This window comes from Pseudomonas sp. TAA207, assembly GCF_001529285.1.
Lineage (GTDB): Bacteria > Pseudomonadota > Gammaproteobacteria > Pseudomonadales > Pseudomonadaceae > Aquipseudomonas > Aquipseudomonas weihenstephanensis.
Genome location: NZ_LLWJ01000065.1, coordinates 12,122 through 31,846 on the forward strand (window position 1 = coordinate 12,122; position 19,725 = coordinate 31,846).

The 19,725-nt window shown below is 57.8% G+C and carries 17 protein-coding genes; 14 read left to right on the forward strand and 3 right to left on the reverse strand.

Translation table 11 applies throughout. The features are described 5' to 3' along the window. The first annotated feature begins 65 nt into the window (after positions 1-65). The 11 genes from AP059_RS11170 (at position 66) to AP059_RS11220 (ending at position 14,117) form a co-directional block, all read left to right on the forward strand. A complete protein-coding gene (locus tag AP059_RS11170) occupies positions 66-2,816 on the forward strand; it encodes an LPS-assembly protein LptD (RefSeq protein ID WP_059765259.1) in 2,751 nt (916 codons plus the stop codon). Continuing rightward, positions 2,791-4,131 carry a peptidylprolyl isomerase SurA gene (gene surA / locus AP059_RS11175; protein WP_059765260.1) on the forward strand — a complete coding sequence of 447 codons (1,341 nt, stop codon included), beginning with the start codon at positions 2,791-2,793 and terminating at the stop codon, positions 4,129-4,131. The genes AP059_RS11170 and surA overlap by 26 nt, the downstream gene beginning before the upstream one ends. After that, positions 4,128-5,117 carry a 4-hydroxythreonine-4-phosphate dehydrogenase PdxA gene (gene pdxA / locus AP059_RS11180; protein ID WP_059765262.1) on the forward strand — a complete coding sequence of 330 codons (990 nt, stop codon included), beginning with the start codon at positions 4,128-4,130 and terminating at the stop codon, positions 5,115-5,117. The genes surA and pdxA overlap by 4 nt, the downstream gene beginning before the upstream one ends. Further along, complete coding sequence (rsmA, locus tag AP059_RS11185) at positions 5,114-5,932, forward strand: 16S rRNA (adenine(1518)-N(6)/adenine(1519)-N(6))-dimethyltransferase RsmA (protein WP_048364234.1); 819 nt, start codon at positions 5,114-5,116, stop codon at positions 5,930-5,932. Before pdxA ends, rsmA begins: the two co-directional genes overlap by 4 nt. A gap of 115 nt (positions 5,933-6,047) precedes the next feature. Beyond that, positions 6,048-6,425, forward strand: coding sequence for a Co2+/Mg2+ efflux protein ApaG (gene apaG / locus AP059_RS11190; protein WP_059765265.1), 378 nt, complete (start codon positions 6,048-6,050; stop codon positions 6,423-6,425). Next, the gene (locus AP059_RS11195) at positions 6,425-7,309 is read left to right on the forward strand and encodes a symmetrical bis(5'-nucleosyl)-tetraphosphatase (RefSeq protein WP_059765267.1); all 885 of its coding nucleotides are present in this window, start codon (positions 6,425-6,427) and stop codon (positions 7,307-7,309) included. The genes apaG and AP059_RS11195 overlap by 1 nt, the downstream gene beginning before the upstream one ends. 20 nt (positions 7,310-7,329) lie before the next feature. After that, positions 7,330-7,659, forward strand: coding sequence for a thiosulfate sulfurtransferase GlpE (gene glpE / locus AP059_RS11200; protein WP_059765269.1), 330 nt, complete (start codon positions 7,330-7,332; stop codon positions 7,657-7,659). 299 nt (positions 7,660-7,958) lie between these two features. Then, positions 7,959-9,881, forward strand: a complete 1,923-nt coding sequence (locus AP059_RS11205; RefSeq protein ID WP_048364230.1) for a PrkA family serine protein kinase — start codon at positions 7,959-7,961, stop codon at positions 9,879-9,881. A 112-nt stretch (positions 9,882-9,993) separates the two neighbouring features. Further along, positions 9,994-11,268, forward strand: a complete 1,275-nt coding sequence (locus tag AP059_RS11210) for a YeaH/YhbH family protein (protein WP_059765271.1) — start codon at positions 9,994-9,996, stop codon at positions 11,266-11,268. Then, a complete protein-coding gene (locus tag AP059_RS11215; RefSeq protein ID WP_048364228.1) occupies positions 11,265-12,827 on the forward strand; it encodes a SpoVR family protein in 1,563 nt (520 codons plus the stop codon). Before AP059_RS11210 ends, AP059_RS11215 begins: the two co-directional genes overlap by 4 nt. A gap of 60 nt (positions 12,828-12,887) precedes the next feature. Next, positions 12,888-14,117: a multifunctional CCA addition/repair protein gene (locus AP059_RS11220; RefSeq protein WP_059765273.1), complete on the forward strand. Its 1,230-nt coding sequence runs from the start codon at positions 12,888-12,890 to the stop codon at positions 14,115-14,117. A gap of 112 nt (positions 14,118-14,229) precedes the next feature. On the opposite strand, the gene folK is transcribed toward AP059_RS11220, so the two are convergent. Then, complete coding sequence (gene folK / locus AP059_RS11225) at positions 14,230-14,763, reverse strand: 2-amino-4-hydroxy-6-hydroxymethyldihydropteridine diphosphokinase (RefSeq protein ID WP_059765275.1); 534 nt, start codon at positions 14,761-14,763, stop codon at positions 14,230-14,232. Then, the gene (gene folB / locus AP059_RS11230; protein WP_048364225.1) at positions 14,754-15,107 is read right to left on the reverse strand and encodes a dihydroneopterin aldolase; all 354 of its coding nucleotides are present in this window, start codon (positions 15,105-15,107) and stop codon (positions 14,754-14,756) included. Before folB ends, folK begins: the two co-directional genes overlap by 10 nt. A gap of 74 nt (positions 15,108-15,181) precedes the next feature. Here folB and plsY point away from each other — a divergent pair, with 74 nt between their 5' ends. Then, a complete protein-coding gene (gene plsY, locus AP059_RS11235) occupies positions 15,182-15,751 on the forward strand; it encodes a glycerol-3-phosphate 1-O-acyltransferase PlsY (RefSeq protein ID WP_059765277.1) in 570 nt (189 codons plus the stop codon). Positions 15,752-15,803: 52 nt separating this feature from the next. On the opposite strand, the gene tsaD is transcribed toward plsY, so the two are convergent. Next, positions 15,804-16,829: a tRNA (adenosine(37)-N6)-threonylcarbamoyltransferase complex transferase subunit TsaD gene (gene tsaD, locus AP059_RS11240; RefSeq protein ID WP_048364223.1), complete on the reverse strand. Its 1,026-nt coding sequence runs from the start codon at positions 16,827-16,829 to the stop codon at positions 15,804-15,806. A 198-nt stretch (positions 16,830-17,027) separates the two neighbouring features. Between tsaD and rpsU the strand changes: the two genes are divergently transcribed. After that, positions 17,028-17,243 carry a 30S ribosomal protein S21 gene (gene rpsU, locus AP059_RS11245; protein ID WP_002551877.1) on the forward strand — a complete coding sequence of 72 codons (216 nt, stop codon included), beginning with the start codon at positions 17,028-17,030 and terminating at the stop codon, positions 17,241-17,243. A 473-nt stretch (positions 17,244-17,716) separates the two neighbouring features. Further along, on the forward strand, positions 17,717-19,666 hold the full coding sequence (gene dnaG, locus AP059_RS11250) for a DNA primase (protein WP_059765279.1): 1,950 nt from the start codon (positions 17,717-17,719) through the stop codon (positions 19,664-19,666). Positions 19,667-19,725: the final 59 nt, after the last annotated feature.

Consider the following 19,725-nt stretch of genomic DNA (forward strand, 5'->3'; position numbering starts at 1 on the left):
ACCATCGAGAGGCGTGCGGTCCCCCACCGCGGGCTGATGGCACGCAGGAAGCCCGGACTAATAAGATGGCATTGAAATCCCCCGCGTTTCGTAAAAAATTTCCGTTGCTGGTAACCGGCAGTTTGCTGGCCATGCAACCTTTAGCTGCGCCATTCGCTGTTGCCGAGGAGCAGTATGACTGTTCCGTGTCGGCTTCGGGCGGCTGGGATTGCGCACCGAAAGCGACGACGGCTCAATTGCCGCCGCGCCCGGTTCACAGCGATGCATCGGTCGGCGCCAGTGGCGAGACGATCGAGCAAGTCGCCCAGACCCCGTTGGTGACAGAAGCCAAAGGCCGTGGTCTGAAAGCGCGCAGTGCCGACTACAGTCACCTTGACTGGGTGGAGCGCGACAAGCTGACCCCTGCACAACTGGCCGAAACCGGCCCGTATTGCTCGGGCGCTTACATCGAGCCAATCCGTCCGGGCATGAATGACCCGACCAGCAAAAGCGACTCCCCGACCTTTATCGGCGCCAAGGCTTCCCGCTACCAGCAGGAAGAGCAGATCGCGACGCTGGCCGGTGACGTTGTCATGCGTCAGGGCAGCATGCAGATCGAAGCCGACGAAGCCAGCCTGTATCAGGCTGAAAACCGGGGCGAGCTGAACGGCAAGGTCCGTCTGCGTGACAACGGTGCGTTGATTGTCGGCGATCACGCCGATGTTCAGCTCGACACCGGCGCAGCCAAGGTCGACAACGCTGAATACATCCTGCACAAGTCGCGCATTCGCGGCAGTGCGCTGTACGCCAAGCGCGGCGAAAACGCCATCATCCGCCTCAAGGATGGTACGTACACCACGTGCGAACCGAACAGCAATGCCTGGCAACTCAAGGGCAACAACATCACGTTGAACCCGGCCACCGGTTTCGGTACGGCCACCAACGTGACGTTGCGGGTTAAAGACATTCCGGTCTTCTACACCCCGTACATCTATTTCCCGATCGACGACCGCCGTCAGTCCGGTTTCCTGCCGCCGTCCTTCAGCAGCAGCACCGACACCGGCTTTATGCTCGTGACCCCGTACTACTTCAACCTGGCGCCGAACTACGACGCCACGTTGTACCCGCGCTACATGACCAAACGCGGCTTGTTGATGGAAGGCGAATTCCGCTACCTGACCGAGTCGAGCGAAGGTCAGTTTGGTGCCGCTTATCTGAACGACAAGGATGACAAGCGCAAAGACCAGACCGACTACAAAGACACCCGCTACATGCTCAACTGGCAGCACAAGGGTGGCCTGGATTCGCGCGTACTGACGCAGGTCGACTACACCAAGATCAGCGACCCGTATTACTTCCAGGACCTGCAAAGCGATCAGATCGGGGTTGAAAGCCGCGAATACGTGAACCAGCAAGGTTCGGTGACCTACCGTGGTGACACCTACAACGCCACACTGAATGCTCAGGCCTATCAAATGGCCACCGTTACCCAGATCACGCCGTACAACAAGTTGCCGCAAATCACCTTCAACGGTGCATTGCCGTACCACCCGGGCGGTCTGGACTTCAAATACGACACCGAGATTGTTCGCTTTGAGCGCAGCTTGGAAAACGGCGACTACACCAACGAAGACGGCACGGTCGCTAGCCGACTGGATACCCGTGTCGCAGGCTTGGCCCGCGCCAATGGTACGCGCCTGAACCTTGCGCCGAGCATGAGCTTGCCGATGACCGCGAGCTACGGCTACGTGACTCCATCGCTCAAGTACATGTACACCCAGTACGATCTTGATCTGGACACCAAAGGCAAACAGACCTTGCTGAAAGGGGAGCAATACAATAGCTCTCAAACCCGTAGCGTCCCGATCGCCAGTATCGACAGCGGCCTGTACTTCGACCGCAACACTCAATGGTTCGGCACAAACTATCGCCAAACCCTTGAGCCTCGTGCGTTCTACCTGTATGTGCCCGAGCGCGATCAAAGCGACATTCCAATCTTCGACACCAGCGAAAGCACGTTCAGCTACTCCTCGCTGTGGCGTGACAACCGCTTCACCGGTTCGGACCGCGTGGGTGACGAGAACAAACTGTCGCTGGGCCTAACCAGCCGCTGGATCGAAGACAACGGCTTTGAACGCCAACGCGTCAGCGTCGGCCAGGCCTACTACTTCAAGGACCGCAAAGTTCAGTTGCCGGGCATCTCCGACGACCGTAAGGACGCGACCTCCAACGTTTCCCCGTATGCACTGGAATACGCCTACCGCTTCAACCGCGACTGGCGTGCAACCGCTGACTACAACTGGGACCCGGAAACCCGCAGCCCGCGTTCTGGCAGCGCGATGATGCACTACCAGCCTGAAGACAACCCGAACAAGGTGGTCAACGCTGGCTTCCGCTATCGCAACGACCAGGTTCGCTACGACCAGTACACCGGTAAGTGGACCGTTGGCGGAGGCGATTACCTGTCTCCAGGCCAGCCTGGCTACATCAAGGATTACTACAAGATCAAGCAGCACGACTTCTCGGTGATCTGGCCGATCGTGCCGCAGTGGAACGTGATCAGCCGCTGGCAGTACGACTACAACCGCAACCGTACACTGGAAGCCTTCGGTGGTTTCGAGTACGACAACTGCTGCTGGAAACTTCGTCTGATCAACCGTTACTGGGTCTCCAACGACGAATACACCCAAGAAGCCCCTCAAAACGAGAAGGGCGACCATGGTCTCTTCCTTCAAATTGTGCTGAAAGGTCTCGGTGGCGTTGTTGGCACCAAAGTAGAGAGCTTCCTCGACAAAGGCATCCAAGGTTATCGTGAACGTGAAGATCAAGCTTTCTGAGTGTCTGCGCCCGCTAGTGCTGGGCGCGTTGTTCCTGGGTACCGCGGCTCACGCCGCGGTTCAGCCTCTGGATAAAGTTGTGGCCATCGTCGATAACGACGTGATCATGCAGAGCCAACTGGACCAACGCGTTCAGGAAGTTCAGAAGACCATCGCCAAGCGCGGTCAGGGCGTACCGCCTGCCAGCGTTCTGGATCAGCAAGTGCTGGAGCGCCTGATTGTCGAAAACCTGCAATTGCAGATCGGCGAGCGCTCGGGCATTCGCATCACCGATGAAGAGCTGAACCAGGCTGTGGGCACGATTGCCCAGCGCAACAACATGACCATTGACCAGTTCCGTCAGGCGCTGGCTCGTGATGGCCTGTCGTATGAAGATGCCCGTGACCAGATCCGTCGCGAGATGATCATCAGCCGTGTGCGTCAACGCCGTGTGGCCGAGCGCATTCAGGTGACCGATCAGGAAGTGCAAAACTTCCTCAAGTCCGATCTGGGCAAGATGCAAATGTCCGAAGAGTTCCAACTGGCCAACATCCTGATTCCAACGCCTGAAAGCGCGAATTCGGAAGCGATCCAGAACGCCTACAAACAAGCGGTTGATATCTACAACCAGCTGAAAAAAGGCGCTGACTTCGGCCAAATGGCAATCGCACGCTCGGGCAGCGATACCGCGCTGGAAGGTGGCGACATGGGCTGGCGTAAAGCGGCTCAACTGCCACCACCGTTCGACCGACTGTTGAGTGAAATGCCGGTGGGCGACATCACTGAGCCTATTCGCACGCCAGGCGGTTTCATCATCCTCAAACTCAATGCCAAACGTGGCGGTGAGTCTGTGGTGGTGGACGAGGTGCACGTGCGCCACATTCTGATCAAGCCAAGCGAAATCCGTACCGAAGCGCAGACGCAAGAGCTGATCAAAAGAATCCACGACCGTATCGAAGCGGGCGAAGATTTTGCGACCTTGGCTAAAACCTTCTCCGAAGATCCGGGTTCTGCGCTTAACGGCGGCGATCTGAACTGGGTTAACCCGGATTCGCTGGTGCCTGAGTTCCGCGCAGCCATGGCTGATACCCCGCAAGGCGTGTTGTCCAAGCCGTTTCAGACCCAATACGGCTGGCATGTACTGGAAGTGCTTGGCCGCCGCGCCACTGACAGCACGTCTCAAGCACGCGAACAACAGGCCATGAACGCCCTGCGTAACCGTAAGTACGACGAAGAGCTGCAAACCTGGCTGCGTCAGATCCGCGATGAAGCCTATGTAGAGATCAAACTGCCTGGCGCCACCTCGCAAGAGAACGCCGACCAGGCAACACAGTGAAAAACCCGCGTTTTGCACTGACACCCGGCGAACCGGCAGGCATAGGTCCAGACCTTTGCCTGCTACTCGCCTCGCAACACCAGCCACATCCCCTGATTGCCATCACCAGCTGCGACCTGCTCACTGAGCGGGCCGCGCAGCTGGGTGTGGCTGTCACCCTGCTGCCGGTCAGCCCCAGCCACTGGCCTGAGCATCCGGCGCCAGCAGGCAGTTTGTATGTTTGGGATACGCCTTTGCACGCCCCTGTCACGGCGGGCACTCTGGACCAGGCCAACGCAGCCTTTGTGCTGCACACCCTGACCCGCGCTGCCCAAGGCTGCCTCGATGGCGACTTTGCAGGCATGATCACCGCCCCGGTACACAAAGGCGTGATCAATGAGGCCGGCATTCCCTTCTGCGGCCATACCGAATTCCTCGCCGACCTGACCCGCACTGAACAAGTGGTGATGATGCTGGCCACCCGCGGACTTCGCGTGGCGCTGGTAACAACGCACTTGCCGCTGCGTCAGGTCGCCGATGCAATCACCCCCGAGCGACTGATGCGCGTTACGCGTATTTTGCACGCCGACCTGCAACACAAATTCGGCATCGCCCAACCGCGCATCCTGGTGTGCGGGCTCAACCCCCACGCTGGCGAGGGCGGACATTTGGGCCATGAAGAAATCGACATTATTGAACCCACCCTGGAGCTACTGCGCAGCGAGGGCATGGACCTGCGTGGCCCGCTGCCTGCTGACACTCTGTTTACCCCCAAATATCTGGAACACTGCGACGCAGTGCTGGCGATGTACCACGACCAAGGCCTGCCCGTGCTGAAATACAAAGGGTTTGGCGCCGCCGTCAACATCACCCTGGGCTTGCCGATTATCCGCACCTCCGTAGACCATGGCACTGCCCTGGACCTGGCGGGCAGCGGCAAGATCGACACCGGCAGCCTGCAAGTCGCCCTGGAAACCGCCTACCAGATGGCCGAGACCCGTATATGAACGAGCAATACCAACACAAGGCGCGCAAGCGTTTTGGCCAAAACTTCCTGCATGACGCCGGTGTTATCGACCGCATTCTGCGTGCCATCAATGCCAAGGCCTGCGACCGACTGCTGGAAATCGGCCCGGGCCAAGGCGCATTGACCGAAGGCATCCTCGACAGCGGCGGCCAGCTCGACGTTGTTGAACTCGACAAAGACCTGATCCCGATCCTGAACCAGCAGTTTGCCGGCATGAGCAACTTCACCCTGCACCAGGGTGACGCGCTGAAGTTCGACTTCAAAAGCCTCAACGCCGCACCGCGCACTCTGCGCGTAGTGGGCAACCTGCCGTACAACATCTCCACACCGCTGATTTTTCACCTGCTGAAAAACGCCGAGCTGATTCGCGACATGCACTTCATGCTGCAAAAAGAAGTGGTTGAGCGCATGGCCGCAGGGCCAGGCGGTGGTGACTGGGGTCGCTTGTCGATCATGGTTCAGTACCACTGCCGCGTCGAACATCTGTTCAACGTAGGGCCGGGCGCATTCAACCCGCCGCCTAAAGTTGATTCCGCGATTGTCCGCCTGGTGCCGCACGAAGTCCTTCCGCACCCGGCCAAAGACCATCGCCTGCTGGAACGCGTGGTTCGCGAAGCCTTTAATCAGCGTCGCAAAACCCTGCGCAACACCCTCAAAGCCTTGCTCAGCAACGCTGAAATCGAAGCCGCAGGTGTCGATGGCAGCAAGCGTCCTGAGCAACTCGACCTCGCCGCCTTTGTGCGCCTGGCTGACAAGCTCAGCGAACAACCGGTCGCAGCGCCCGCTGCCGACTGATTGAACGCGCAAAACGGGTACAGGCCACATCTGGCCTAGTACCCGTGTCTTGGCCTAGACTCAGGCATCAGTTTTATCCCAAGCTGTGTCTCCGCATTCAAGTAAGGCCTTCAGAATGTCTGATCCCCGCTATCAGGTCGACGTCAGCGTCGTCACCCGTTACTTGCCAGAACAATCCCAACCCGATCAGGATCGCTATGCCTTCGCCTATACCATCACGGTGAAGAACAACGGCTCTGTGCCTGCAAAATTATTGTCACGTCATTGGGTGATCACCGATGGCGATGGGCACGTCGAAGAAGTGCGTGGTGCAGGGGTCGTGGGCCTTCAACCGTTGATTCAATCCGGTGAAGAGCACACCTACAGCAGCGGTTCGGTCATCACGACCAAGGTCGGCACCATGCAAGGCAGTTACCTGATGCAGGCTGACGACTATGAGTTCAAAGCCACCATCGCGCCCTTCCGCCTCGCTGTACCCGGAGCGTTGCACTGATGACGGTGTATGCCGTTGGCGACCTGCAAGGCTGCCTGCAACCGCTTAAATGCCTGCTGGAGCGGGTTGCGTTCAACCCGACCACAGACACCCTCTGGCTGGTGGGCGACCTGGTCAATCGTGGCCCCGAGTCACTGGAGACCCTGCGTTATCTGTACCGCATGCGCGAATCGCTGGTGTGCGTGCTGGGCAACCATGACCTGCACCTGCTTGCAGTGGGCCACAATATTGAGCGCCTGAAAAAAGGCGACACGCTGCGCGAGATCCTTGACGCCCCGGATTGCGCCGAGCTGCTCAATTGGCTACGCCAACAGCCGCTCCTGCACTACGACCTGGTGCGCAATACCGCACTGGTCCATGCGGGCATTCCACCGCAGTGGAGCCTGAAAAAAGCCCTCAAGTACGCCAGCGAAGTGGAACATGCACTAAGGGATGACAACCTGCTGGGGCCTTTTCTCGACGGCATGTACGGCAACGAACCGGCCAAGTGGGACAACGACCTGACCGGCATCGCACGCCTGCGGGTGATTACCAACTACTTCACGCGCATGCGCTTTTGTACCCGCGACGGCAAACTCGACCTTAAAAGCAAAGAAGGCGTCGGCAGCGCCCCACCCGGTTACGCACCGTGGTTCAGTTACAAAGAACGTAAAACTCAAGACCTGAAGATCATCTTCGGGCATTGGGCCGCACTGGAAGGCCACTGCAAGGAGCCGGGGATTTTCGCCCTCGACACCGGTTGCGTCTGGGGCGGGGCCATGACCCTGCTCAATGTCGACACCGGCCAGCGTTTAAGCTGCGATTGCGACGACCTCCACCTTGCGGCCCCTGTCACGGCTCACCCCCCTTTCCAACCTTTGGGCGCAGCCCCCACGCGCCCGTAGTCAGGCCACAGGAATTTCCCATGACCGAATTCAAACGTATCCCGCCCCAGCAAGCCCAAACACTGCGCGAAAAGGGTGCCGTAGTGGTTGATGTCCGCGACCCGCAAGCCTTTGCCGCCCGACATATCACTGGCGCCAAACACCTGGATAACCATTCGCTGCACGACTTCATTACCAAAGCCGATCTAGACGCGCCACTGATCGTCGCCTGCTACCACGGCAACTCCAGCCAAAGTGCAGCGGCCTATCTGGTTGGCCAAGGCTTTAGCGAGGTGTACAGCCTGGACGGTGGCTTCGAACTATGGCTCACGACTTTTCCGCAAGAAACGTGCGAAGGATCTGCCGAATAATTTTTAATAAACGCCAAGCCCGCGTATTCAGTGGGCTGGCGCCCCGCCAGACCAACGGTCTAACGCAACAAATCACGCATCTCGCCTTGACCTCTCCCATAACCAACTATCCTTTAGCTCAGGCCATCCGAATCTGGGGAGAGCCGGTACACCGGCGTATGGATCATCAGTAGTAACTTCAAAGGGTTAGCCCCTTTGATGGTGTCCTGGGGGGTACACAGCGACTGCAACGTTGCTGCATGCCAGCACTCGAACTGACCGATCAATCGCCGGCTCCACGTATCGAGCGAGGTGACGTCATGAGTATTTTTAGCCACTTCCAACAACGCTTTGAATCCACACGCCAAGAAGAGCTCACGCTCCAGGAATACCTTGAGCTGTGCAAAAACGACAAAAGCGCTTACGCCTCTGCCGCCGAAAGGCTGCTGCTGGCCATCGGTGAACCGGAACTGCTGGACACCTCGACCAACTCTCGCCTGTCGCGAATCTTCTCCAACAAAGTGATTCGCCGTTATCCGGCCTTTGCTGACTTCCATGGAATGGAAGAATGCATTGAACAGATCGTCTCGTATTTCCGCCACGCCGCCCAAGGGCTGGAAGAAAAGAAACAAATCCTCTACCTGCTCGGCCCGGTGGGCGGCGGCAAGTCCTCGCTGGCCGAAAAGCTCAAACAGCTGATCGAGAAGGTGCCGTTCTATGCCATTAAAGGCTCGCCCGTATTCGAGTCACCACTGGGGCTGTTCAACGCCACCGAAGATGGCGCCATCCTTGAAGAAGACTTCGGGATTTCCAAGCGCTACCTGAGCACCATCATGTCGCCGTGGGCCACCAAACGGCTGGCCGAGTTTGGCGGTGACATCAGCCAGTTTCGCGTGGTCAAGCTCTATCCCTCCATCCTCAACCAGATCGCGGTGGCAAAAACCGAGCCGGGTGATGAGAACAACCAGGACATTTCTGCGCTGGTGGGCAAGGTTGATATCCGCAAACTCGAAGAATTCCCACAGAACGACGCCGATGCTTACAGCTACTCGGGCGCACTGTGCCGGGCCAACCAGGGCCTGATGGAGTTCGTCGAAATGTTTAAAGCGCCGATCAAGGTGCTGCACCCGCTGCTTACCGCCACTCAAGAAGGTAACTACAACAGCACCGAAGGGCTGGGGGCGATTCCGTTTACCGGAGTCTTGCTGGCGCACTCCAACGAGTCGGAGTGGCACACCTTCCGCAACAACAAAAACAACGAAGCGTTTATCGACCGGATTTACATCGTCAAAGTGCCGTACTGCCTGCGCGTCAGCGACGAAGTCAAAATCTACGACAAATTGCTCTTCAACAGCTCGCTGGCCAAAGCCCACTGCGCGCCTGACACCCTGAAGATGCTCGCTCAGTTCACCGTACTGTCACGCCTCAAAGAGCCGGAAAACTCCAATATCTACTCCAAGATGCGCGTGTATGACGGTGAAAACCTCAAAGACACCGATCCGAAAGCCAAATCCATTCAGGAGTACCGCGATACAGCCGGCGTAGACGAAGGCATGAACGGCCTGTCGACCCGCTTTGCCTTCAAGATCCTGTCCAAGGTGTTCAACTTCGACCCGCACGAAATTGCCGCCAACCCGGTGCACCTGCTGTATGTGCTCGAACAGCAGATCGAGCAGGAACAGTTCCAGCCTGAAACCCGCGAACGTTATCTGCGGTTCCTGAAAGAGTACCTGGCACCACGCTATATCGAGTTCATCGGCAAAGAGATCCAGACCGCGTACCTGGAATCCTACAGCGAATACGGACAGAACATCTTCGACCGCTACGTGCTTTACGCAGACTTCTGGATTCAGGATCAGGAGTACCGCGATCCCGAAACCGGCGAAATCCTCAACCGCGTGGCGCTCAACGAGGAGCTGGAAAAAATCGAAAAACCGGCCGGTATCAGCAACCCGAAAGATTTCCGCAACGAAATCGTCAACTTCGTGTTGCGCGCCCGTGCCAACAACAACGGCAAAAATCCGACCTGGCTCAGCTACGAAAAACTGCGGGTCGTGATCGAGAAGAAAATGTTCTCCAACACTGAAGACCTGCTACCGGTCATCAGCTTCAACGCCAAGGCGAGCAAAGAGGATCAACAGAAACACAACGACTTTGTGACCCGAATGGTCGAACGCGGCTACACCGACAAACAAGTACGACTGCTCTCCGAGTGGTACCTGCGGGTCAGAAAATCGCAGTGATGCAGCGCCAGGCACCCAGCAGCAGGCTGCACGTAAAAAGCGCATAAGCCCCACACCGGGAGCGCTTCAACTTGCAGCTTGCCGCTCCCCCTTGAAGCTGCCCGGAGGGCTTATGAGCTATGTGATCGATCGACGCCTCAACGGCAAGAACAAGAGCACGGTAAACCGCCAGCGTTTCCTGCGCCGCTATCGCGACCACATTAAAAAGGCCGTCGAAGAAGCGGTCGGTCGGCGCTCCATTACGGACATGGAGCATGGCGAACAAATCAGCATTCCAGGCCGCGATATCGACGAGCCGGTGCTCCATCATGGCCGTGGCGGCAAGCAAACCGTCGTCCACCCCGGCAACAAGGAGTTCACCAGCGGCGAACATATCCAGCGCCCGCAAGGCGGCTCAGGCGGTGGCGGCGGGCCTGGCAAGGCGGGCAACTCCGGCGAAGGCATGGATGAGTTCGTGTTCCAGATCACACAGGAAGAGTTCCTCGAATTCATGTTCGAAGACCTCGAACTGCCCAACCTGGTCAAGCGCAACCTGACCGGCACTGACACCTTCAAAACCGTACGCGCGGGCATCAGCAATGAGGGCAACCCGTCCCGCATCAACATCATTCGCACCCTGCGCTCAGCCCACGCGCGGCGTATCGCGCTGACGGGCAGCAGCCGTAAAAAGCTTAAAGATGCCAAAGCTGAACTGGAGCGACTTAAGCGCGAAGAGCCTGACAACTTCGGCGATATCAAAGAAATAGAGAGCGAAATCGAGAAACTCAGCGCGCGGATTCATCGCGTGCCGTTCCTCGACACCTTCGACCTCAAGTACAACTTGCTGGTCAAACAACCCAACCCCAGCTCCAAAGCCGTGATGTTCTGCCTGATGGACGTTTCCGGCTCCATGACGCAGGCCACCAAAGACATCGCCAAGCGCTTTTTCATCCTGCTGTACCTGTTTCTGAAACGGAACTACGACAAGATCGACGTGGTGTTTATTCGCCACCACACCAGCGCCCGTGAAGTGGACGAAGAAGAGTTCTTCTATTCCCGGGAAACCGGCGGCACCATTGTGTCCAGCGCACTCAAACTGATGCAGGAGATCATGGCTGAGCGCTACCCCACCAACGAATGGAATATCTACGCCGCCCAAGCGTCCGACGGCGACAACTGGAACGACGATTCCCCCATTTGCCGCGACATTTTGATCAACCAGATCATGCCGTTCGTGCAGTACTACACTTACGTGGAAATTACCCCACGCGAGCATCAGGCACTCTGGTACGAGTACGAACGCATCAGCGAGGCGTTTAGCGACACCTTCGCCCAGCAGCAATTGGTCTCGGCCGGCGATATCTACCCGGTCTTCCGTGAACTCTTCCAGCGCAGGTTAGTGACATGACCGCCAAAGAGAATAAACGCCATCCCATCTCCACTGGCTCAGAGTGGACCTTTGAACTGATTCAGGCCTATGACCGTGAGATCGGACGCCTGGCCGAACGCTATGCGCTGGACACCTACCCCAACCAGATAGAAGTCATCACCGCTGAACAAATGATGGATGCCTACGCCTCCGTAGGCATGCCGCTGGGCTATCACCATTGGTCCTATGGCAAACACTTCTTGAGCACCGAGAAGTCCTACACCCGTGGGCAGATGGGGCTGGCCTACGAAATCGTCATCAACTCAGACCCGTGCATCGCTTATCTGATGGAAGAAAACACCATCTGCATGCAAGCGCTGGTGGTCGCACACGCCTGCTACGGCCACAACAGCTTCTTCAAGGGCAATTACCTGTTTCGCACCTGGACCGACGCCAGCTCGATCATCGACTACCTGGTGTTCGCCAAGCAGTACATCATGCAGTGCGAAGAACGCCACGGCATTGATGCTGTTGAAGACCTGCTCGACTCCTGCCATGCGCTGATGAATTACGGGGTCGATCGCTACAAACGGCCGTATCCGATTTCTGCCGAGGAAGAGCGCCGCCGGCAAAAAGACCGCGAAGAGCACCTGCAAAAACAGATCAACGATCTGTGGCGCACCATTCCCAAAGGCGCAGACAAGTTCAGCGAAAAAGACAACGCTCGCTTCCCCGATGAACCGCAGGAAAACATTCTGTACTTCATCGAAAAACACGCTCCGCTGCTGGAGCCTTGGCAGCGCGAGATCGTACGAATCGTGCGCAAAATCGCTCAGTATTTTTACCCGCAGCGCCAAACCCAAGTCATGAACGAAGGCTGGGCTACCTTCTGGCACTACACGCTGATGAACGACCTCTACGATGAGGGCCTGGTGACCGAAGGCTTCATGATGGAGTTCCTCACGTCCCACACCAGCGTCGTGTTTCAACCCGGCTTCGACAGCCCTTACTACAGCGGTATCAACCCCTACGCGTTAGGTTTTGCAATGTACCGCGACATCCGGCGTATCTGCGAAGCACCCACCGAGGAGGATTATCACTGGTTCCCGGACATGGCCGGCAGCGACTGGCTGTCGAGTATCAAGTTCGCCATGAGCAGCTTTAAGGACGAGAGTTTTATCCTGCAATACTTGTCCCCTAAAGTGATCCGCGACCTCAAGCTGTTCAGCATCATGGACGACGATCAGAAAGACGACTTGCTGGTCCCGGCCATTCATGACGAAAACGGCTACCGCATCATTCGCGAAACCCTGGCCGCTCAGTACAACCTGGGCAATCGCGAACCCAACGTGCAGATCTGGAGCATCGACCGGCGCGGTGACCGCTCGCTCACCCTGCGCCACCAACAACATGACCGCAAACCCCTGGGCGAGTCCACCGACGAAGTCCTCAAACACCTGCATCGTCTGTGGGGCTTTGATATCCACCTCGAAACCCTGCAAGGCGATCAGATCATGAAAGTCCATCATGTGCCGCCCAAAGGCGAGCATGGCGAGATGGACTACGCGCGACTGGATCTAAGCGCCCTCCACCTGTGACACAAGGGCCTCCGTTTGTGCGGCGCAGCGGTTATCCTGTCGCGCTAACGGAGGTTTTTTATGCAGATCTATAAAGTCGGCGGTGCAGTACGTGATCGCTTGTTGGGCAAACCGGTCACCGACATCGACTGGGTGGTGGTAGGCGCCAGTGCCGAGCAGATGCTCGCCAAAGGCTTTCGCCCTGTAGGCTCCGACTTCCCGGTGTTCCTGCACCCCAAGACGGGTGAAGAGTATGCGCTGGCCCGCACCGAGCGCAAAAGTGGTCATGGCTATGGCGGTTTTGTGTTTCATGCCAGCCCCGACGTCACCCTCGAAGAAGACCTGATTCGCCGCGATCTGACCATCAACGCGATGGCTGAAGATGATGCAGGCAATATTACCGACCCATATCATGGCCAACAGGATCTGGAAGCCCGGTTATTGCGTCACGTTTCACCCGCATTCGCCGAAGATCCGCTGCGAGTGTTGCGCGTTGCACGCTTTGCTGCGCGCTATGCCGGGCTGGGTTTCAAGGTGGCTGCCGAAACCCTGGAACTGATGCGCCAATTGTCTGCCTCAGGCGAACTGCAAGCCCTGACACCCGAGCGCTGCTGGAAAGAAATCTCCCGCGCACTGATGGAAGACCACCCACAGGTATTTATCGAAGTGTTGCGCAGTTGCGGCGCACTGCACGTGCTGTTACCTGAGGTAAACGCACTGTTTGGCGTCCCGCAGCCCCCTGCCCACCACCCCGAAATAGACAGTGGTGTTCACACCCTCAGCGTGCTCGAACAAGCCGCGCGGCATCATCAGCCCCTGACCGTGCGTTGGGCGTGTCTGCTGCATGACGTGGGCAAAGGGCTGACCCGCGAGAGCGAGTGGCCGCGGCACATCGCCCACGAGCACAAGGGACAGCGCCTGATTAAAGCCATCAATGAACGCTTTAAAGTGCCTCGGGACTGTCAGGAATTGGCCATGTTGGTCGGCGAATACCACACCCACGGCCATCGCGCGCTTGAACTCAAGGCATCGACCTTACTGGAGTTGTTGCAACGTTTTGACGTGTACCGTCGGCCGCAACGCTTTGAAGAGTTCATTGTGGCGTGCGAGATGGATGCCAAGGGACGGTTGGGGCTAGAAAATCGGCCTTATCCTCAAGCGGACTACCTGCGAAGAGCGGCACAGGCAGCCCTGAGCGTCGCCGTCCAACCCCTGCTTGAACAGGGTTTCAAAGGCCCGGACCTGGGAGAGGCTCTCAAGCGCGAGCGACTCAAGGCACTGCAAGCCTACAAAGACGCCGCCAAAAACTGACGCCGAAACAGGTTGCCACTACCTCGGACGCAAAACCTGTCGCTGACGCGTCATACGAGGCTGCTTGCGGGGGTGATGCTACCCCCGCCGCAGCCTCGCGCCTCGACTGCGACTACAACGGACAGGGGGGCAGCATGTTTGCCGGCGTCAACGGCACACCGCGCCATTCGAATGCGGCGGGTACGAGCACTTGGTCGATTTGCGCGTCTGCCCACATTTGGCCCAGCGTTTTACCTGTACCCGGATGAACCCTTTCCGTGGCCATTAGCGACAGCGGCCATAGCACGAAGGCATTGGTGAGAATTTCAGCGCGCGGCAAGATCAACCCGTCGAAATTGCCCGTGAGGTCACCGTAAAACAACACGTCGATATCCAGGGGCAAACCTTTGCGATCCTGAGCATATCGTCCGTTATCCGCTTCGATAAGTTTCAAACGTCGACTCAGCTCAGGCAACGAAAGATCCGTTTCAGCCGACACTACAAGGTTGAAAAAGGGTCCGCTTTTGATCCCCACCGGCTGACTTTCAAACACCGGCGAGCACTTCACGCCCCGAAGAAAACCCGCCAGCGCATCAAGACCTGCGCGCAAATGCGTTTCGCGCTGGACATTGCTGCCCAGCCCGAGAAAGACCTGAGTTAGCGACATCCGCGCTCTATCTCCACACCCACCCCAGTGGCCGCCGCAACGGCACCCGGTTTGGTCAATTTGAGATGCAGCCAGGGAATATTAAATTCGTTCATCAACACCTCGGCCAAACGCTCGGCAAAGGTTTCAACCAACTGGAATTGAGCCTGGTCGGCAAATGCCTGAATACGCGCCGACACACTGGCGTAGTCCAATGCCAGTGTCAGGTCATCCCCCGCAGCAGCCGGGCGGTTGTCCCACGCAAAACTCAGATCAAGGCGCAAACACTGACGGATGCCACGCTCCCAGTCATAAGCACCGATTACGGTGTCAACTTCCAGGCCTTCGATAAACACTCTGTCCAAGCACTCTTCTCCGCAGCACGACAAGGGCGCAATGCGCCGTTAGAATCAGGGCGTCCTCGCCCGGAATAGTTAGCATGTTTTGGTTACTGGCGATTATCGCCTACCTGCTTGGCTCGCTGTCCTTCGCCATTTTGCTCAGCCGCCTGACCGGTAACCCCGACCCGCGAATGAGTGGTTCAGGCAATGCGGGCGCGACCAATATGTTGCGCCTGGCCGGTAAAAAACTGGCCATCCTCACGTTGCTCGGCGACCTGTGCAAAGGCTTGCTGCCTGTCTTGCTCGCCAACCAACTCGACCTCGCACTCCAGCAACAAGCCTGGATCGGCGTCTGCGCCGTCATCGGCCACATGTACCCGGCCTTCTTCCGCTTCAGGGGCGGAAAAGGCGTCGCTACGGCTGCTGGCATGCTGCTGGCACTGTACCCGCCCGCTGCCCTGCTGGCCGTAGCTGCGTGGCTACTGACCTTTCAACTCACTCGCACCAGCTCACTCGCCGCCCTGATTGCCACGTCTCTGACCCTGCCATTACTGGCCTGGCAAGAACCCGCCGCCCTGCTGCCCATGTGCGCACTGACCGCACTGATTGTGTGGCGCCACCGCGGCAATTTACGCGACCTGCTGGCCGGGCGCGAACGGCATTTCTGAATGAGCCAAATGAAAAAAGCTCATATTCGGCAACGGCCGGGCCCGCTCAACCTCACAGCGGACTCAGTTGCTCCATTGGCCAGCGCGCCTGCACGCTGATTGCCAGGCTTTCGTGCTGACCGGCCTGCAAACGCTGGCAACCTGCAAACGCAATCATCGCGCCGTTGTCTGTACAGAACTCAGGACGCGCATAGAACACGTTGCCATTCATCTCGCCGAGCATTTTCTCCAGCGAAGCGCGCAACGCCGTATTGGCACTCACGCCACCCGCAATCACCAGACGCTTCATGCCCGCCTGCTTGAGCGCGCGCTTGCACTTGATGGTTAAGGTTTCGACCACGGCCTGCTGGAACGCCAGCGCGATATCGCTGCGCGTTTGCTCACTGTCATCGCCCGCCGTAACGCAGCGCTGCCATGTGTTCAAGGCGAAGGTTTTCAAGCCACTGAAGCTGAATGCAAGGCCCGGACGGTCCGTCATCGGGCGCGGGAACACAAAGCGCCCCGCAACCCCGTGAGCGGCCAGACGTGCGATTTCAGGACCGCCTGGATAGTTGAGCCCCATCATCTTCGCGGTCTTGTCGAACGCCTCGCCTGCGGCGTCGTCGAGCGTCTCGCCGAGCAACTCGTATTGACCGATGCCATCCACGCGCACCAGCTGCGTGTGACCGCCCGAGACCAACAAAGCGACGAACGGGAACTCGGGGGGCTGCTCCTCCAGCATAGGGGCCAGTAAGTGGCCTTCCATGTGGTGCACGCCCAGTGCCGGAATGCCCCAGGCAAAAGCCAGTGCCTGAGCGCACGAAGCCCCGACCAGCAAGGCCCCGACCAACCCCGGACCCGCCGTGTAGGCGATAGCGTCAATCTCTGTGGGCACGCAGTCTGCCTCGGCCAGCACCTGACGAATCAAGGGCAGCATGCGTTTGACGTGATCGCGTGACGCCAGCTCCGGCACCACACCGCCATAAGCGCGGTGCAGGTCGATCTGACTGAACAGCGCATCGGCTAAAAGCCCGCGTTCACTGTCGTATAGCGCGACGCCGGTTTCGTCGCAGGAAGTTTCTAATCCCAGTACTAGCATGGGTTTGCGCCTTGTAGAGGCTAAATTCGAAGGCGCGCATAATAGTCGCCACTACCGCCCCCGGCCAGCGGTTTTCGATCAGAGGCTTTGCATTCCGGGCGATGAGGGGTTAACATCCGCAACCCTTAAAAACCGACGTCTTCCAACGCGATTTTGCCTTGAGACGTTGACCCCGGTAATGAATGAAGGTAGCTCTGGATGCCAGCCGTCAAAGTAAAAGAGAACGAACCCTTCGACGTAGCTCTGCGTCGTTTCAAGCGCTCCTGCGAAAAAGCCGGTGTACTGGCTGAAGTTCGCAGCCGCGAATTTTACGAGAAGCCGACTTCTGAGCGTAAGCGTAAGGCAGCAGCTGCTGTTAAGCGTCACGCGAAGAAAGTTCAGCGCGAGCAGCGCCGCGCCGTTCGTCTGTACTAATACACAGACGTTCGTTGCACGCTTCTGCCAAGCCCGGCCTAAAGCCGGGCCGTAGGCAGTTGCAGCAAGTTACACGCACTATCGTCAAGGCCGCAGATGCGACCGCGACAAAAGCTACACACGTCAGACCTGGCCTATAAGCCAGCGGTGCACGTCTTTACTGACGAGCCTTTCAAGGCTACCGACGAGCACACACCTCTGATTTTCCTTAAAGACGATCAGCCCAAGGCATTTCTCCCCTGCCTGCTTATGAGCTATCCGAGACCAGCCATTGGTCAATGCCGGACTCAGAGCGTGACATTTTCGAACCCATTCACTCAGATTTAAACCCGAGTCTACGGAGCTTCGACAGATACACTTCCCGACATGACTGAGCAGACGCCACACGTTCGAGCAGCGCTTTCGCCTGCACGCCCTGATGACCAAGCCCATTTATTCGGCTATTTTTTTTGCGCTGAGATGACGAGAACGCTATGGCAGGGTTAATCCCCCAGAGCTTTATTGACGACCTTCTGAACCGCACCGATATCGTCGATGTCGTCAGCTCACGCGTGCAAATGAAGAAAGCAGGCAAAAACTACACCGCCTGCTGCCCCTTCCACAAAGAAAAGACCCCCTCCTTCAGCGTCAGCCCGGATAAACAGTTTTATTACTGCTTTGGCTGCGGCGCAGGCGGTAACGCTCTCGGCTTCATCATGGACCACGACAACCTGGACTTCCCCCAGGCCGTCGAAGAACTGGCCAAAGCCGCAGGCATGGAAATCCCCCGGGAAGAAAGCGGTCGCCCGCACAAACCACGCCAGCCGACCGACTCCCCGCTTTACCCGTTACTGACCGCTGCCGCCGACTTTTACCGTCAAGCCCTGAAAAGCCACCCGGCGCGTAAATCGGCTGTGGAGTACCTCAAAGGTCGCGGCCTGACAGGCGAGATCGCCCGCGACTTCGGACTGGGCTTCGCCCCACCCGGCTGGGACAACCTGTTCAAGCACCTGAGCAATGACACGCTCCAGCAAAAAGCCATGATCGATGCAGGCTTGCTGGTCGAAAACGCAGAGACCGGCAAACGCTACGACCGCTTTCGCGATCGCGTGATGTTTCCGATCCGCGACAGCCGTGGCCGCATCATCGCCTTCGGTGGCCGCGTACTGGGCGACGACAAACCCAAATACCTGAACTCCCCGGAAACCCCGGTCTTTCACAAAGGCCAGGAACTGTACGGGCTGTTCGAAGCGCGAAAATTCAATCGCAGCCTCGATGAAATTATCGTGGTTGAAGGCTATATGGACGTTATTGCACTGGCCCAACAAGGGCTGCGCAATGCCGTTGCAACACTTGGCACCGCGACCAGCGAAGAGCACATGAAACGTCTGTTTCGCGTAGTGCCCAGCGTATTGTTTTGCTTTGACGGCGACCAGGCAGGCCGCAATGCCGCCTGGCGCGCGCTGGAAGCCACGCTGCCCTGCTTGCAAGACGGCCGCCGGGCACGCTTCCTGTTTTTGCCCGAAGGCGAAGACCCGGACACCCTGGTGCGGTCCGAAGGCAGCGATGCATTCAAGGCGCGAATCAATCAGCACGCTCAGCCGCTGGCCGACTACTTCTTCCAGCAACTGAGGGAAGAAACCGATCCGCGCTCGCTTGAAGGCAAGGCCCACATGGCCACGCTGGCAGCGCCGCTTATCGATAAAGTGCCCGGCGCCAACCTGCGCAACTTGATGCGTCAGCACTTAAGCGAAATAACCGGTCTCAACAGCGAAGCGGTCAGCCAACTGGCGCAAAGTGCTCCTCCACCCGCGCAACCCGCCTACGACCCCGGCATTGATTACGACGCCATGCCGGATTACAGCGACTTCCAGCAGCCAGACGCCTACATCCCCCAACAGGAATGGACGCCGAAAAAAACCGGCGCTGGCGGCAAAAAGTGGGAAAACAAACCGTGGGACAAAAAGGGCAAGCGTGGCGGCGAGCGCGAACAGGCGTGGATCCCCGTGGGCGTTGAACCGCCCACCCTGACCGCCCTGCGCACACTGCTGCATCACCCTCAACTGGCTAAAAAAGTTGAGGATGCCGAGCACTTTGCAGCCGAAGATCAGACGAACAACCAGCTATTGATTGCACTGGTAGAGGCTGTACAGAAAAATCCTAAGCTAAGCTCTATCCAGTTACTGTCGCGCTGGCACGGCACTGAACAGGGTCGCTTACTGCAAAGGCTGCTGGAAAAGGAGTGGCTAATTGATGCCGATAACCTTGAACAACAGTTTTTCGACACCATAACAAGCTTGTCAGCTCGTCAACGCGAGCGAAATTTAGAGCAACTTCTTCGAAAAGCACGTCAAGGCGAGCTCAGTAGCGAGGAGAAAAATCAGTTACGCGACCTCCTAAGTCGCAATAATCCTGCATCAAACCCGACCTCAACTGGCGCGTGAGGTCATAGCTAAGGTATAATCCTCGGCTTGTTTTTTGCCCGCCAAGACCTTCAGTGGAT

Coding starts and splice junctions, on each gene's coding strand:
- AP059_RS11170 (WP_059765259.1), top strand. CDS start 66: ATGGCATTGAAATCCCCCGCGTTTCGTAAAAAATTTCCGTTGCTGGTA.
- rsmA (WP_048364234.1), top strand. CDS start 5,114: ATGAACGAGCAATACCAACACAAGGCGCGCAAGCGTTTTGGCCAAAAC.
- apaG (WP_059765265.1), top strand. CDS start 6,048: ATGTCTGATCCCCGCTATCAGGTCGACGTCAGCGTCGTCACCCGTTAC.
- AP059_RS11195 (WP_059765267.1), top strand. CDS start 6,425: ATGACGGTGTATGCCGTTGGCGACCTGCAAGGCTGCCTGCAACCGCTT.
- glpE (WP_059765269.1), top strand. CDS start 7,330: ATGACCGAATTCAAACGTATCCCGCCCCAGCAAGCCCAAACACTGCGC.
- AP059_RS11205 (WP_048364230.1), top strand. CDS start 7,959: ATGAGTATTTTTAGCCACTTCCAACAACGCTTTGAATCCACACGCCAA.
- AP059_RS11210 (WP_059765271.1), top strand. CDS start 9,994: ATGAGCTATGTGATCGATCGACGCCTCAACGGCAAGAACAAGAGCACG.
- AP059_RS11215 (WP_048364228.1), top strand. CDS start 11,265: ATGACCGCCAAAGAGAATAAACGCCATCCCATCTCCACTGGCTCAGAG.
- AP059_RS11220 (WP_059765273.1), top strand. CDS start 12,888: ATGCAGATCTATAAAGTCGGCGGTGCAGTACGTGATCGCTTGTTGGGC.
- folK (WP_059765275.1), bottom strand. CDS start 14,763: ATGTCGCTAACTCAGGTCTTTCTCGGGCTGGGCAGCAATGTCCAGCGC.
- plsY (WP_059765277.1), top strand. CDS start 15,182: ATGTTTTGGTTACTGGCGATTATCGCCTACCTGCTTGGCTCGCTGTCC.
- tsaD (WP_048364223.1), bottom strand. CDS start 16,829: ATGCTAGTACTGGGATTAGAAACTTCCTGCGACGAAACCGGCGTCGCG.
- rpsU (WP_002551877.1), top strand. CDS start 17,028: ATGCCAGCCGTCAAAGTAAAAGAGAACGAACCCTTCGACGTAGCTCTG.
- dnaG (WP_059765279.1), top strand. CDS start 17,717: ATGGCAGGGTTAATCCCCCAGAGCTTTATTGACGACCTTCTGAACCGC.